This is a genomic window from Paenibacillus sp. RS8 (genome assembly GCF_041956825.1).
Classification (GTDB): domain Bacteria; phylum Bacillota; class Bacilli; order Paenibacillales; family Paenibacillaceae; genus Paenibacillus_AQ.
In genome coordinates this window covers 2,112,107-2,127,238 of sequence record NZ_CP168131.1, presented here as the reverse complement: position 1 = coordinate 2,127,238, position 15,132 = coordinate 2,112,107, and the positions used below count along the sequence as shown (strand labels likewise).

Genomic DNA, 15,132 nt, shown 5'->3' with positions numbered 1-15,132 from the left:
TTTGGACACAGAGGCTTTATGTTTTCTTGCAGAAACTTTCCTTTTTATGAGACTAAATTCGAAATATAGCATTCCGATTCACACTGGCGCGGTCAATGGAGCCGCAAGGGCAAAAGAGAGGTAGGGCTTTTGTCGTATTGGAAGGATTATTCTCGCCACACGGCTGCTGGAAATAACAAGGAATTAAGACACCCGTTACTCACGAACGGCGGGGGATGAATATAACGAAAAAGCATGGCTGTACGAACCTTACACAAGGACACATGCCATGTGTGGAAAAATATAGGCGCCCGATAACCGCTACTTAGCGGATATCGGGCGCTGTCTACGTTCAGGGCATCTAATTTACATAACGATTCACAAAAGCTGTTACTACGTTTATATACCCCGTCTTATCCATATCATAAGCTAACCCATGCCCCGCTTGCGGCACTACGAACTTCTCTTTGGGACTCTGACATGCTTCATACAATTCATTCATCATACTATACGGTACAAAATTATCCGCATCTCCATGAATAAAAAGAATCGGCACCTTCGCTTTCCGCACTTGCTTCAAGGCAGATGCCTCACTAAAGCTATACCCTGCCTTCAAACGAGTAATCAGACTCGCACTTTGGATAAAAGGGAAGCTTGGCAAGTGATACATACGCCGCAACTGGTAGGCTAATTGTGCTTTAACTGAGCTGTAAGCGCAGTCTGAGACAATAGCTTTGACCTGCGGTGGGAGATTTTCTCCTGAGGTCATCAGCACGGTAGCACCCCCCATAGAAACCCCATGGAGCACCAGTTGAGCACTGGACCCAATCTTTTTAATCATATATTCAATCCACTGCAAATAATCCTTGCGCTCATGCCAACCAAAACCAATATAATTCCCAGCGCTTTCCCCATGCCCCCTGGCATCGGGAATCAGGATATTAAAGCCCAGTCTCTCGTAATAGATTTTGGCGTACGCACCCATATCCTTCCCTTTTCCAGAATAACCGTGGGCTAGAATCGCTGTACGTCCCTCAGCATGATCCGAAAGGAGCAAGTATCCTCTTAGTTGCAGCCCGTCCTCAGATATAATCTCAACATTCTCAAAGCTCTGAGTGGAAACCCAATCCTTCCCCTCCCCCCAAGAAGCCCCGGCAACCGGGGGATCAGCCTTCAAATCACGATTATTACTCAGAAATTCCTTCGGTGCTCGTTTAATAGCAATACCATAAAAGAAAAAGCCCGCAAAGATCAGAGCCCCTATGACGATGATCGCACTAATGAAGAACCATACCAATTCATCTTCCCCGTCCTTTCCTCATATCCGTTGTAAATCAGTATAGCATCTGCTTAGATTGCTCCAAAATATAACAATCATTACAAAATAAAGCCGCTATCGGAATATGTCCCGAAAGCGGCTCTTTTCTGTTCTGGCATACCTTATGTTCTCGTTACAAATACCGTTTATTATTTCTTGTTAGAGAATCTATTTCTCATTAGCAATCCAATAAGTGCAAAACCTAGACCAGCTACATAATAAGGGACTGGACTTGATTCTCCCGTTTTCGGAAGTTCATCCACAGGTGGATTACCTAGCGGGATTGTATCATCCACCACGGCGATATCCTCTGGTGACGGTGTTGGCGTTACCTCCGTTACTGATCCTAATGGGATCTCGTCATCATCAACAAGCACCTCTGTACTACCCGACGGTGTTGGTGTTGGTACTGGTACTGGCGTCGATGAAGCTACAGGTCCAAGTGGCACAGGGTCATCATTAACGACGATAATGCCAATTACGGAGGATGGCGTTGGTGTTGGGAATACCGGAGCCACCGGTGACGGAGTCGGTGTTGGTGTTACCTCAGACGACGGAGTCGGCGTTGGTGTTGCCTCAGACGACGGAGTCGGTGTTGGTGTTGCCTCAGACGACGGAGTCGGCGTTGGTGTTGCTTCAGACGACGGAGTCGGCGTTGGTGTTGCCTCAGACGACGGAGTCGGCGTTGGTGTTGCCTCAGACGACGGAGTCGGCGTTGGTGTTGGCGTCACGTCCGGCGTTGGTGTTGGCGTTACGTCCGGCGTTGGTGTTGGCGTCACGTCCGGCGTTGGCGTTGGCGTCACAGTCGGCGTTGGTGTTGGCGTCACGTCCGGCGTTGGTGTTGGCGTCACAGTCGGCGTTGGTGTTGGCGTCACGTCCGGCGTTGGTGTTGGTGTCACGTCCGGCGTTGGTGTTGGCGTCACAGTCGGCTTTGGTGTTGGCGTCACAGTCGGCGTTGGTGTTGGCGTCACGTCCGGCGTTGGTGTTGGTGTCACAGTCGGCGTTGGTGTGTGTGTTGGTTTTGGTGTGTGCGTTGGTTTCGGCGTTGGTGTTGGCTTCGGCGTTGGTGTTGGTTTCGGCGTTGGTGTTGGTTTCGGCGTTGGTGTTGGTTTCGGCGTTGGTGTTGGCTTCGGCGTTGGTGTTGGTTTCGGCGTTGGTGTTGGTTTCGGCGTTGGTGTTGGTTTCGGCGTTGGTGTTGGTTTCGGCGTTGGTGTTGGTTTCGGCGTTGGTGTCACGGTCGGTGTTGGCGTCACGGTCGGCGTTGGTGTCACGCACGGCGTCGGTGTTGGTGTCACGGTCGGCGTTGGTGTTGGCGTCACAGTCGGCGTCGGTGTTGGCGTCACAGTCGGCGTCGGTGTTGGTGTCACAGTCGGTGTTGGTGTCACGGTCGGCGTCGGTGTTGGTGTCACGGTCGGCGTCGGTGTTGGTGTCACGGTCGGCGTCGGTGTTGGCGTCACAGTCGGCGTCGGTGTTGGCGTCGCAGTCGGCGTTGGTGTTGGTGTCACGGTCGGCGTTGGTGTCGGAGGTGGTTCCTCCCCTCCATATGGATACCAATGCATCTGTACCCCACCAGCAAATCCCTTTGCAATCAGTGTCCCATGCAGTTCACCAGAATTATAAGTTACTTTCGCATGCGGAGCTAGGATAGTTCCTTCTATCGTTAAACTTCCTATGTTTACAGTGCTAGCTTCATAAAAATTAAATAATACCTTGTTAGGGCTGCCTCCCCATATTTGAAAACTTGGAATTTCAACTGAACTTCCACTAACGTTAACGATAACTGTGGCGTTATTTGCAATATTAAACTGTAAGCCATTAGCATTAGCGAAATCGGCAGCACTTAGATTAAGAACGTTAAATGATTCCGGAGCATCAATTGTTATTTTCCCATATTCCTTTTTGAAAGTTCCAACTGTAGTAAGTGAAGAGAATTCATTAGAACGTCCGATAAGAAATTGCTCTTCAGCATCAAAATCAATAGGCGTTCCTTTTCTCGCTGGTTCTTTAAGATCTACACCGTTGCTGGAAAAAACACCACCATAAACGGATGCTCCATGAATAGTACCATTAGTAAAAGTAATGTCATTACCAGCAATAAGGACATCTCCACCTGGATTATCCTTGGATACGCCGTAATTCTGCAATGTAATGTTACCTTTGGCGGCAAGGCGCCCATGAACCTGATCATTAGATTGTTTGAAATCCCCAAAAATAAAAGTATTAAAATTCCCTGCAATACCTAACACAGGTGTAGGAGTATAGGGAGGTACCTCCCCTGCTGCATTTACCAAATGCCCTCCGGAAAGTCCATTGCCTACCATTAAAGCCCCCGCTAATACTAGTGAGAGTAGCGGTTTTATTCTTCTTTTCAAAAAGCACACCTCCTAAATCTATCATTTATATCTAATCAGAATAATTACCAGAAACTCTAAAAGACCTAACAACAAAAAAGACCGCCAAAAAAGAAGTAGAATTCCCTTCTCATGGCAGTCGGACGGTCATAGTGTCCTTAAGACACTTTAGACTCCTGGACTTTGCGTCCCACCCTTTCGGGCGGTTTGCTATTATCATGATTATATATGTATACCCTTTGCAAAATAGAACCGGCAGTTTAAGCATCCTATTAAATAATCGTCTATGACTTTTAATACTTTTGAACTAATAATAGTTTAGCGCTCCGCCCCCACAAATGTCAATCAATTCCTTTTAATAATCATACACATTAACCAGCACAAAAAAAGCACCTAAAGGCGCTTCACGCAAAAGTTTTTATTCAATTTTAAAGTAACTGTATATAGCCTAATATCGATATCCATAATGGAATACTAAAAATCAAACCAAATACCAATCCACGGCGGAGACTTCCTTCCTCTCTCATCCTAATTCTCCTTTTCATAAGCCTAAATCATTAATTTTTATTATTACAATTTTAATATATTTTATTCTTTCTATTTTAGTTGTGAATTTAATCACATTGGACTGGCTGTTTAGAAATACCATTGATTATTTTTGGGATATCGGGGTAGAATACGAATATACGTTCCCATTAGAGGTGATGAGATTCATGCATAGAGCTGAAAGCAGAGACAACATGCTGGTGAAATCTTATTTATTGCTTCCGATGATTTTATCAGCTTTCGAACGGGACTCCGCCATTTTATCTACACATTTACGAACGCCCGCCCCCTATCTGGAGGTTCTTGGAACCGCCGCGGCAGTAGCTACAGCAGATCTAAGAGATGTTCGTTCGGAAATGAGAAAACGGGGAATCAAGGTATATGAGCAGAACAGGCTCAACACAGGGATAGAAGCCAAATTTATATGTCGCGGATACCATGAACGAATGCTGCTGTTAAACGACATCGTTGCTGCACAAGCTGCTATTCATATGCGCAGATATCTCGGGCTGGATATTTCATCTTTTAAGAGCTATGAAGGGCAGTATCAGATTAAGTAAAGCCGCGTAAAAAGTTACGCCCCTCCCCCCATTTCCATTAGCGAACAAAAAAATAGGCCTTACCATGGGAGTTGGCAAGACCTAAGAGATTTATACCACAAAACACTGGGGGGTGTTTGGTGTCTTCAATATATACCCCGAACCTGAAAATAAGATGATGCTCACATGAAAATCACATTAAAAAGATCAATTTTTGGTTTAGGCTAGATCTGGATGCTCCCATAAGCTTAATCTGCCCTTAGCCGGTACAGGATGACTTAACTGATGAACATCTTCAAGCTTCCAAGCAAAACGCCCTTCACTATAGTCGCCAAAATCATATTCATTTCCCTTTATCCATTCCCTTAGGTCCACCTCCGGTGTAACCTCATAACACCCCGTGAGTTGACCTAACGCAATAATAAACCCTGTTGGTAAATTTATTGCTGTATAACCATGCTTCGCCAATATCGACCTGAATGGTTCCTGTTCACATATCTTCTTATCTATCCTCATTCCGGCATGAATACCTAACCCCCCGCGGTAGGTTGTTCTCCATGATCGAGTTTCGAACTGTTTTTCACCAAGAGCAATCAACGTTGCCCAAGGCTGTCGTATCGTTAAACACCGCATCATATCCATCCCCTCGGAAGATACAGAAAAGCGTGGTCTCCGAATTCCCGGAATACCGCGGTTAACTGGTTCGCGCTTAATGAGTTCATAGTAATATCCCCTTTAACTATATGATTAATTAAACCTATTAAAAGGAAAAATGTACATAACAAAAAGACCACCCGAGAGATGGCCATAGTATCATGCTTATGGTAGGTGCATCTCAGATCCAACATATAGAGGCTTTGGTTCAACATGCACCAGTGCTTTATTCACCAAGCTGCTCCTTGATCTGCGCAATTTCTGTTTCCGTGTACACAAGGCGTTTATTCAAATCGGCGATATAGCTTCTGCGAGCTTCTTGGTCCGCTGTGCTTGTTAGATCGGCCGCAGTAGCTTCCGCTTGTTGGATCGCTTCTTTGAGAAATTGCACGCTGGATTCTGCCACTGCTAATCTTTCCCGGAGTTTAGCCGCCTCAATGATTGCCTTTGGTGTTCCTGTCCGATCTGCAGCCGTTGTGTCAGTCTCAGATATTGCCGCGGGCTTCTCCGTTACTTTACTCTCCAGTATTATTGTCTTCCCTTCTACTGTCAGGTCCGTTCCAGTCGCTTCGGATATCGTGCGCACGGGTACGTAAGCTGATCCGTTTATAATAGCTGCGTCCGCAATCTTCTTTCCGTCTTGCTTTATCGTATACAGTCCGGTAACTTTAGCGCCAATTATTGACGAGCTTGCTGCAAATCCTATTGATCCTCCGAGCAACAGCGCTGCAGCTGCAATCCCTACTATTTTCTTCTTCATACGTATGAACCTCCTAAGGATAGCATTATTCCAATTATACCCAACAGTTCTACATTATGAAAGATATATTAAGAGACTCCGTACGTACGACCGCCCGCTGGTGTCAGCGTAGTGCTTCCGTGATTATGATTAGGTAGAGTGATTAAATGTACATAACAAAGCCTCCCACAGTTTTCCGTAGGAGGCTTCATATTTAACCGTATATCAGCAGGTACGCACCGACGAATTAACGTCCGGAAAACAACATTTAACGCTGACAACGTTGATATAGCGGAAAATATGCTGGTGAAGGGAATTGAACCCCCGGCCTACGCATTACGAGTGCGGACAACACGGGTTTTCTATGGTTTTACATGGTCTTTTTAGCCTCCGACTCCGCATATAATATACGTTTAAGGTTCCGCAAGTTACTGTTCGGTTTTTCATGACGGTAGAAGAATTGGTAGAAGAACAGGTTATAAGAAATTAAAAAAAGCCCCTGCGCTCGGCAGAGGCTTCGTAATAGTCTACTTGGTTACACTAGCCGTTTTCGTAGTGTTGTCCCATCCAATCTTAACACCTAACGCTTCGGTTACTGCACGTAAAGGAACATAGGTTGTCCCTTCAATCAGCAGCGCATCCGTCTCTAGCTTCTTTCCATTCACAGTGACATTTGCTTTAGTAGCTTTCACTTCGAATACCTCCTTCGCTTTCAAATTATCATACAACCTTGCCCACGGAAACTTAGGTCCAGGGCAATAAGGCTTACGAATAGGATCAACCTGAAAATGCCCAATTACATGTTTACTATCCAACATGATCGACTTCCCATACAACCGTTCAACCTCGCTACTGATCCATTGGTGTAACCAAACAGAAGCAGCATACTGCGCCTCCGTCAAAGTGCCATCTGTGCCTTCGTGTTCGATACTAACACTATACTTGTTCGGATTGACCGGAGCTTTCTCCTTGACAAGTGCGGCTGGCGCTTTTCGTGAATCAGCAGCGGATAACCCATTTGCCCAGGCCATCCGCTGGATGTCAACGTACTGGTGGATCACTCCGGTCTTAGACACACCGAAGTGAGCGCTGCTAACCTCATTGCTCGGGGACTGGAACCAGTTATCCATGCTGGTCATTGTCCCACCACTGATATGGTCCACAATCATAATCGGTATGTGTCCGTCTCGACTGCTACTATTTGTATGCTTATTCCCCTTTTGAATAATCTCCATTACTCCCCAGCTCCTTTGTCTCCTGACTTACCTTTAAGCACCTCGACTGCTTGCCGCAGACCTGGTGGGATTGGTGCATCCAGCCGACCAGCGTTTTCAATCAACGAAAGCAGCTCATTTGCCAAATAGAAAAATATAGCTGCATCACGGAATAAATGAGATCCTCCCAGCGCCTGATCTACCAAGTGCGCTACGGCAACAATTACAAAGATGATAATCTTACGTGGGATACCCCACCAACCTACTCTACTGTTCAGCTTGCCTTCTTTAGCTGCGGCTGCCACGCCTGTAGCATAATCCAGTACCACAAACACAAGTAAAATGTTCAATAATGCCGACCAGCCTCCAAACAAAAATGATGCTAATACACTAGCGATAGGCAAAACTACTTTAATAAATCCATCCATTAAGACTCATCCTCTCTTTTAGTTTCCTTCAGTTCTAGCAACCTATCATTTAAGGCCTTCATTATCCCTTCAATGAATTCCACTTCCCTTCCAGGATAATAAGCACTCACTGCTGAGATTACTGCACATACCTCCGGCACCGTTGGTTCCATTTCAATCGCTAACCGATTTCTAATTAATGGCATAATAATCAATCCTTTCGTTCAACTAAAAGAGCCCCACCAATGTTGGTGGGGCTCTAAATGTTGGATATGTTATTTTTGGAGTTCTGCTATTTGAGCATCAATGTCAGCTAATTGCTGTTGTAACGTAATTATATCTTGCTTGTATTGGTCTCTCTCAGCAGTTCTACCAGCAAGCCAATTCGCATAAGATTGCTCCATATCAGAACCAACCGTAATTCTTGCATTTTCTTCAGCTCTTGGGATGATATCCGTTTCATAAAGCTTAACGCCACCTTCAGCAGTTTCAATTTTCCTAATGATTCCGGCGCGTTGATATTGCAACTTTTCAATTTGTGCTACAACATTTATTGTTGCGCTAGCCTTGCTCTCCATAATTATCTTCTTCCCATCTACGTTCAGATCCGTACCAGTCGCCTCTGACATAGCTCGCACTGGTACGTAAGCCGATCCGTTTATAATTGCGGCGTCTGCTATCTTCTTTCCATCCTGCTCTACTGTATATATTCCAGTAACCTTAGATCCCAATAGTGTCGAACCCGCCGCGAAACCAATCGAACTTCCTAGGAATAATGCAGCCATAACAAGTCCTATAATCTTCTTCTTCATGTGTAACCTCCTGAGTATAGTAATCTACCCAATTATACCCAATAAGGCCGTAACGTTAAAGGAAAATTAAGAGACTCCGTAGGTACCTCCACCAGACGGAACTAGCGTTGCACTACCGTGATTATGGTTTGGCAACGTGAGAGAGTGTGAATGAGATAGATTTGCTTTATCAGCAATGGCTGACCGTATCTCGTCTAACTCTGCTTGTAACGATCTTCCATCCAGCTCTGATCTCAAATTAGCCCAACTTAATACTGAAGTACTGTTATATCCTCTAAGTTTGATATCACCCAAAAACTCCATTGTTAGATTGCCACTACCATGTAAATAAAACCCAGCCTCCCCTCCTGGTAAGCTAGCATTTGCATACTCATTGTCGTTTGTAAATCTTAAGGTTGCAATAGAGTTTGGATAACCTGAAGACTGCATTTGAATTCCGTTGGTAACGGATGCCCAAACTGAGAATGTTTTATCTGAATCGCTCATTTCAGCACGCGGGTAAACACCAAATAATCCGGTGCGGATCAATGCCCCTGTAATTACTCCGCCATCGATATCTGATGCGGTAATTTTCCCACTAAATTCAGCATCAACGGCTTTCATGTGTCCGGCAGGATTTACACTGAATGGTGCATCAGCAAAGGCCGCGTTTCCCAGCCATATTCCCCAATCACTAGCTCGGAAGGCATTATTCCCGCTGCCGATCATGATGGTACCACCCTCGAAGGATGCAGCGATTACTCGGCCTGAAAATATCCCATTACCTTCGGTGTCCAGGTAAATGACATCTGTCCAGCTTGATCCGCTGCCATTACCCTTCTGCAGCTTGATTCCTTCTGTGGCATTCATTACCGCGCGGGCCATCTTGTCACTACGGATTGCCTCAAATCCAACCTCCGGCCCGATCCTGGTCCCGTTGTACACCTTGTCTTTGACGATGGTTGTCTTTTTCAGACTAACGACTGCGTCCGTGATACCTGTGATCGCATTCGATATGACCACCTTACTATTGATTCTTCGGCGTGGGCTATAAGTGTAACTGATTATCCGCTGCTCCTCATCGATGCCGAGTTCAGGGTCCACAATGAACACTGAATCCCCAAGATCAAACTCTTCCCACCCCGCGAACTCCGGAAGCTCCCGCAGTTCCTGCACGTCCACCTCATAAGCAGTAATTATCTCGCCGGAACGTGTATCAACATCTTTGATAATACCCTTTAGGTTTTTACCGAGTAGGAATTGAACGCCTCTCAGCTGCCCTCGTGGAGCCAAAAGGGATATCGTGTAGCGATCAAAAAACAACTCACCTCCAGACAACGCCGCAATCTCCATCATAATGGTCCTAGCGTTGACATTTTCCTCAGCGAGATCCACCGAGATATACTCGCTGACCTCCACGCTGCCAATACTAAATCCTGTACCCTCCAAGATCATCGCCAGCAGATCCGCAGGCGTTCCGGCATGTACGAAGCCATCTTCCCATTCGAAACGCAGCAGATCATACGCCACCTGTTCCCCGTCCACGGCCACAATTAAAGATCCGTCATTTGCCCGGGTCCTACGGTGGTGGACAATATTGAATAGTTGGTCTTCCACTTCGATTAAGTTGTCCTCAACCAGGTATTCACTCTTGCCATCATCTTCGATGAGTGCCGTGAATGCCAGCTTATACTCCCCATTAATCGTCTCCTGAATAGTGTCATTGGTGTACCGATCAATAATGGCCAACGCCTCATGATCTGGACCTAAAACTGTAATCAATTAACTTCACCCCCTCTTATTGAACCAGATAACGTTTGTGTTGTTCTCGCTTGCGATCCTCTGTGATACGCGCGTACCGTAGTGTTGTCTGAGGGTCTGAATGCCCCATAAGTTCCTGCACAGCAACTAGTTCAGCGCCATTATTGAGTGTCAAAGTAGCAAAGGTGTGTCTCAGTACATGCGGACTGACCTTTTGCTGTAGTCCTGCTGCTTTGGCTATAACTCCAACTTCACGCTGTATGCCCCGCTTGGTTAATCTGCGGTGTGGCTTACGCTCCGTCACCATGAGTGCTTCGCAATCATCGTTCCGGGTCTTCAGATATTTATTAAGGTGATACATAGCCTTAAAGCTAAAATAAACCTCCCGCTCCTTATTGCCTTTGCCAATAACGCGGCAGCTCATGGACTGCTGGTTGATTGCGTCTCGATCCATACCGTAGACCTCTGACAATCGACAGCCTGTCGCGTACATAATCTCAATAAAGGCACGCTGGCGAACTGTGACACAGGCTTCACGAAGCATTTCAAGCTCTGGAATGGTCAGTGCCTTCGGTAACCGCTTTTCTAGCTTCGGCGTTTTTAGCTTGGCTGATGGATCTCTCGGCAAGATTTCTTCTGATGTCAGCCAACCGAAGAAGCTCTTCAGTACAGACAACTTCTTGCCGATCGTGCTCATCTTTAAGTTATCGAACTGGCCTAAGTAAGCCCGAATATCTGCCGCTGTAACGGCGTCTGTACGCTTGCGTACATGTTTAAAGAATATGTGTAAGTCTAAGGTGTATCCATCCAGCGTGAGAGGGCTCAGTCCTTCCAAACGTTTAGAAGAGAGGAACATCTTGATTTTCTCATCTGAGTCTGGATGTGGTTCGTCTTCTTCAATTTTCTGAATATGGTATTTAGCCACTACGGCGGACAATATAGCTTTTGTTCTTTCTACTTCAATCTTAGGAAACGACTCATAAATCACGGCCACGACATCGGACAATAGTTGCTCGCTTGCGTTAATCATGGTGCTGCACCTCCGTCATTACTCGTTTTTCGTGTAATTAAATAATACCATTACACGAATTTCGAGTATATAGGGCTTTTTACACGTTTTTCGTGTATAATGTTTCCAGGAGGTGCCCCATGAGAATAAAATCCAATTTGAAAGCTATAATAGACGAGAAAGGCCTTAACCCGTTGCAACTATCAAAGAAAATTGATTATCGTTATGAGTCGGTACGAGTGATGTACAACGACACGGCCAAGCATTATCCGAAGGATCTACTTCTCCTGCTCTGCAAAGAACTGGAAGTAACGCCTGGAGATTTGATCATAGTGGAAAACGAAAAAGAGCCGCTGGAGTGATCCGGTAGCTCTTTTTTTATATCCATTTTCAGTTGTCCATTAGTGAACAGTATGGTCCTTGGTTCCGATATATCCATAAACGTTGATTTATCAGCATTTATAGCCATTTATAAAGGTTAATATCTACTACTGCGCACTACCTTTTGCGGCTAATATCTATGTTAGTAATAACTTCATTTTTATTCGTGAACGGATCTCTCAATTCAACTTTAACTAACCCTCCAAGTATCCCTACAAGTGTGATCAAAAACAGCCATCCAAGCCCGAACAACGCTAACAATGAAAAGATAACATGCATTCAGTACCACGCCCCTTTCACAAAATAAAAAGAAACACCCATTATGAGCGCTTCTTCCGGAACTCCTCGATCATCTTCTCTTCTTCGATGAACTCTTTCATCTGCTGATTAATCCAAGTTGATATCTTAATACCTTTCTTCCCGGCATATCTACAAAACTCTTCATAGACTTCCGGATCAAGCGTGATGTTGTGTCTGGACGTAGCCAATACCCCACCTCCTAATGTATAGGAGTATTGTCCAATATCCACCAGTAAAGATCAATACACATCAATACACACTAGTGCGCAGTATGGTCCTACTGCGACTACTGCGACTGCTGCGACTACTGCGACTACTGCGACTACCGGCTATAAAGTACTTCTCCGGTAACTTTCAGGTAACTGCCGCTTTGCACGTAACCTGCCGCAGTAAGCAGCACGACTGAGCTTAGCATTCTTCCGCATCCTCGGTTCGTCCCGTCTTTAAAAACATAGGACAACACGGCTGTTGTGAGCAACGGTGTCAGGTACACATCAATACGGTTTGCGGACAGTTTAACATATATATCAAGATTGCGAACCTGCTGCTCCAGCGACACATTGCCGACTAACTGCTGGCTAACGCCGATGTCGATTTTTTCAAGTCCAGCCGATTGATTAGACAAAACAATACTAATACCCTCGGTAGACTTTGAAAACAAGTCAACCTTAATGACGTCCTCTTCGCGGAGGTTACTCTCAATCTTGATTTTATATAGCGATTCTTTATAAGTATTTAACTTTTTCCCTTGCAACAGATTAAAACTGTTCGCGGGAATGTCATAAAGTGTGTCTGTATAAACCCGCCGCCGATCCCGATTGAATACAATCCCACTGAAAGAGCATAGAGAGCTGTTTGTGTAAACGATAATCCGGTTTAGACCCAGTTTTGACTTTCCAATATAAGATTCGAGAGAAAGTCCTGGCTTAGTAAACTCTGAATCACCTGCTTTTGCAGCGCAGTGCGCAATCTCAATGTTGGGACCGCCGTTGAAAGTGACGAGTAAAGGACTCCGGACTGTAACAGTATCATTTTTACTTGCCTCATCATAAGCAAGATCAAGGTGGTAATAATCATTCGAGAACATATAGAAATTAGACAGTACCCGCTGGTCGTCATCTCCGAAATCATGGAACACTTTGGTATTCGGCGTGTTATCCGGTCTGGATGGCACCTCACTACCGATAACAAAAGATTCGCTGATATCGCACTTGTTGATCCGATTGACGATCTCCACGACCTCGGATTCGGAATCAACGAACAGCACGCGCGGGCAAAAGTGTGCGAACAGCAGATCCGCAATGTACTTATGCCCCCTGTCGCCAAAATGAAGCTTATCCGGAATTACATCCGTAACGACATTGCCGTCTTTGTAGGATGATAAAAATCCGCTGGCGTATTTGTTGACATCGACAAGCTCCAGTTTATAGGCCCGGGCGAGGTCTTGTTTAACCCTGTTGGCTACGGAGTTGATAATCTCGTTGTTGCGGTTAGGATACTGCAGCATGGACGTGGACGGCTCCATAGTCGGCTGTGTCGTCAACAGGAATGGCTGTATGCCGTGAGTGTAGCAGTACACAATCATTTGCTCAATGTTGTTGTAAAAGGCCACGTAAAAGTCATGCGGATTATCGTAAAGCAGCCGGTCATTGATACCGAATCCTAACCCGAGCATCTTAATCCCCGCAAAGGGCGCTAAAACAGAGTCGATGTTATCCTTAGCCCACGTTGAGTTTTGTCCGGCGAACCCAAAGTTGTATCCGATGTTATATGCCGTACCAGTTTCTTCCTTTATCAGTTGCTCCAGGACGTAAGGAAAGGCATTCGGAGAACGATTCAGAAATCCAACGGTGTTTGGGGTCCAGCCGGTTGTTCCTGTGCCGTCTATCGTAGAGTCTCCGAAAAATCCGATAGGAAAGAAATCGTTTTTCTGCCACGCCGTCCAAGCGTCCTGAAACGTGTACAGCGCGTTTATCTTCATCGCTGTTTCCGCCAACTGTTCATCAGTGGCATTCAACCGTTCGGATAAGAGCTTTTTACCTCCACGAGCGTCAATCAGCTCCGTATCCTTCGTACCATCCCCGTTATGAGCAATAATGCTCGTAATGCGATTGCCTTGGTTAACCTGTTCCGTTTCGACCGTAGTAAGTCGGCTACCGTGGTTACTAAGCGCTCCTTCGGCAGACAATATACGCCCTTCTTGATTCGTTATATTTTGTCCATGAATTTCTAACTCCGTGTTGGCTCGCTGGAAATTTCTATTGATCTTTGGATAGGCCTTGGAAAGCGAGTCAGAGGCACTCCCGTTGTCCGCTCCTTTGATTAACTCAATTTCTGCCATTTCATTCACCTCATTTATGCATATTTCGCGTGCAGGTTAATCGACAATGAGCAATTTAGCCCGCTACCGTTCACCATGATAATTGAATCACCCACCGGTAGCGCCCCAAATCTACGATTGGTATTACGTAGGACATTCGTAGATCCGACACGTGCCGTCTTCCTTGCGAAGTCGAGAACCAATGTGCCGGACATAGCGGTGTTATATGTGGTTTCGACTCCACCGATAGTAATCGACAAATAGGAGAATGATCCTGATATTTCAAGCACCGGTGTTCCGTTTAGCGATCCAAAGTTTTTAAAAGGGATCACCATCGGACCCGTCACCGAATATGTGGAAGCCAGGTCAACGGATACTTCCATATCCACCGGGATCTCACTGTCCACGTTGATCTCATCCAAGTCATAGATGCTATAGGCAAACGGATCAAATGCAATGAAGGGTAAGACAAATTTCCCTAAACCCGCTTCCCTGGTTGTCGGCAACTGGCCAGAATACCGGACTAAAAATTGCTGATCCGGTTGATTAGTATAGATCAGGGACATCGTACGCGGCCTGCCCTCACCATCCACCAAATGAGCAGCGAGTGCCGACACCCGCCGCTGTAATTGGTAGGGATTTCGTTCCATAAATGCACATTCCAGTGGTAACGGGCGCGGACCAGCATCTGACCCAAAGTCGTATGCCCCATGCATAAATGGCATCGCGTATGTCCTGTCTACAGTCGGTGCAAGAATGGGCCGCTGTGAATCTCGGAGCGTTCGTAGCCCAAGATCCTTCGGAGATTTATCACCTAACATAG

At 45.8% G+C, this 15,132-nt stretch carries 16 protein-coding genes and 1 riboswitch; of the genes, 2 read left to right on the top strand and 14 right to left on the bottom strand.

Annotated elements, in window-relative coordinates:
- Positions 1 to 340: 340 nt before the first annotated feature.
- Positions 341 to 1,276 (bottom strand): alpha/beta hydrolase, encoded by a 936-nt coding sequence (locus ACDZ28_RS10880; RefSeq protein WP_375104660.1) that lies wholly within the window; start codon positions 1,274 to 1,276, stop codon positions 341 to 343.
- Between the two features lie 170 nt (positions 1,277 to 1,446).
- Positions 1,447 to 3,669, bottom strand: a complete 2,223-nt coding sequence (locus ACDZ28_RS10875; protein WP_375104659.1) for a choice-of-anchor A family protein — start codon at positions 3,667 to 3,669, stop codon at positions 1,447 to 1,449.
- Between the two features lie 110 nt (positions 3,670 to 3,779).
- Positions 3,780 to 3,870, bottom strand: a riboswitch (cyclic di-GMP riboswitch).
- Between the two features lie 386 nt (positions 3,871 to 4,256).
- Between ACDZ28_RS10875 and ACDZ28_RS10870 the strand changes: the two genes are divergently transcribed.
- The gene (locus ACDZ28_RS10870; protein WP_156114707.1) at positions 4,257 to 4,754 is read left to right on the top strand and encodes a hypothetical protein; all 498 of its coding nucleotides are present in this window, start codon (positions 4,257 to 4,259) and stop codon (positions 4,752 to 4,754) included.
- A 198-nt stretch (positions 4,755 to 4,952) separates the two neighbouring features.
- Here ACDZ28_RS10870 and ACDZ28_RS10865 read toward each other — a convergent pair whose 3' ends face one another.
- The 8 genes from ACDZ28_RS10865 to ACDZ28_RS10830 all read right to left on the bottom strand — a co-directional run bounded on the left by ACDZ28_RS10865 (position 4,953) and on the right by ACDZ28_RS10830 (position 11,329).
- Positions 4,953 to 5,366, bottom strand: coding sequence for an ASCH domain-containing protein (locus ACDZ28_RS10865; RefSeq protein WP_375105335.1), 414 nt, complete (start codon positions 5,364 to 5,366; stop codon positions 4,953 to 4,955).
- 247 nt (positions 5,367 to 5,613) lie between these two features.
- A complete protein-coding gene (locus ACDZ28_RS10860) occupies positions 5,614 to 6,147 on the bottom strand; it encodes a hypothetical protein (protein ID WP_339288985.1) in 534 nt (177 codons plus the stop codon).
- A gap of 506 nt (positions 6,148 to 6,653) precedes the next feature.
- Positions 6,654 to 7,361, bottom strand: a complete 708-nt coding sequence (locus ACDZ28_RS10855) for an N-acetylmuramoyl-L-alanine amidase (RefSeq protein ID WP_375104658.1) — start codon at positions 7,359 to 7,361, stop codon at positions 6,654 to 6,656.
- Positions 7,361 to 7,768, bottom strand: coding sequence for a holin family protein (locus ACDZ28_RS10850; protein ID WP_375104657.1), 408 nt, complete (start codon positions 7,766 to 7,768; stop codon positions 7,361 to 7,363). Before ACDZ28_RS10850 ends, ACDZ28_RS10855 begins: the two co-directional genes overlap by 1 nt.
- Positions 7,768 to 7,953, bottom strand: coding sequence for a hypothetical protein (locus ACDZ28_RS10845; protein ID WP_375104656.1), 186 nt, complete (start codon positions 7,951 to 7,953; stop codon positions 7,768 to 7,770). Before ACDZ28_RS10845 ends, ACDZ28_RS10850 begins: the two co-directional genes overlap by 1 nt.
- A 69-nt stretch (positions 7,954 to 8,022) precedes the next feature.
- Positions 8,023 to 8,559, bottom strand: coding sequence for a hypothetical protein (locus ACDZ28_RS10840; RefSeq protein WP_375104655.1), 537 nt, complete (start codon positions 8,557 to 8,559; stop codon positions 8,023 to 8,025).
- 66 nt (positions 8,560 to 8,625) lie between these two features.
- Positions 8,626 to 10,320 (bottom strand): phage tail protein, encoded by a 1,695-nt coding sequence (locus tag ACDZ28_RS10835; protein WP_375104654.1) that lies wholly within the window; start codon positions 10,318 to 10,320, stop codon positions 8,626 to 8,628.
- A gap of 16 nt (positions 10,321 to 10,336) precedes the next feature.
- The gene (locus ACDZ28_RS10830; protein ID WP_375104653.1) at positions 10,337 to 11,329 is read right to left on the bottom strand and encodes a tyrosine-type recombinase/integrase; all 993 of its coding nucleotides are present in this window, start codon (positions 11,327 to 11,329) and stop codon (positions 10,337 to 10,339) included.
- 119 nt (positions 11,330 to 11,448) lie between these two features.
- Here ACDZ28_RS10830 and ACDZ28_RS10825 point away from each other — a divergent pair, with 119 nt between their 5' ends.
- A complete protein-coding gene (locus tag ACDZ28_RS10825; protein ID WP_375104652.1) occupies positions 11,449 to 11,670 on the top strand; it encodes a helix-turn-helix domain-containing protein in 222 nt (73 codons plus the stop codon).
- A gap of 136 nt (positions 11,671 to 11,806) precedes the next feature.
- Here ACDZ28_RS10825 and ACDZ28_RS10820 read toward each other — a convergent pair whose 3' ends face one another.
- The 4 genes from ACDZ28_RS10820 to ACDZ28_RS10805 form a co-directional block, all read right to left on the bottom strand.
- Complete coding sequence (locus ACDZ28_RS10820) at positions 11,807 to 11,968, bottom strand: hypothetical protein (RefSeq protein WP_375104651.1); 162 nt, start codon at positions 11,966 to 11,968, stop codon at positions 11,807 to 11,809.
- Positions 11,969 to 12,009: 41 nt separating this feature from the next.
- Positions 12,010 to 12,177 carry a hypothetical protein gene (locus tag ACDZ28_RS10815; protein ID WP_375104650.1) on the bottom strand — a complete coding sequence of 56 codons (168 nt, stop codon included), beginning with the start codon at positions 12,175 to 12,177 and terminating at the stop codon, positions 12,010 to 12,012.
- Between the two features lie 134 nt (positions 12,178 to 12,311).
- Positions 12,312 to 14,330, bottom strand: a complete 2,019-nt coding sequence (locus ACDZ28_RS10810; protein ID WP_375104649.1) for an SGNH/GDSL hydrolase family protein — start codon at positions 14,328 to 14,330, stop codon at positions 12,312 to 12,314.
- Positions 14,331 to 14,344: 14 nt separating this feature from the next.
- A complete protein-coding gene (locus ACDZ28_RS10805; protein WP_375104648.1) occupies positions 14,345 to 15,130 on the bottom strand; it encodes a distal tail protein Dit in 786 nt (261 codons plus the stop codon).
- Between the last annotated feature and the right edge of the window lie 2 nt (positions 15,131 to 15,132).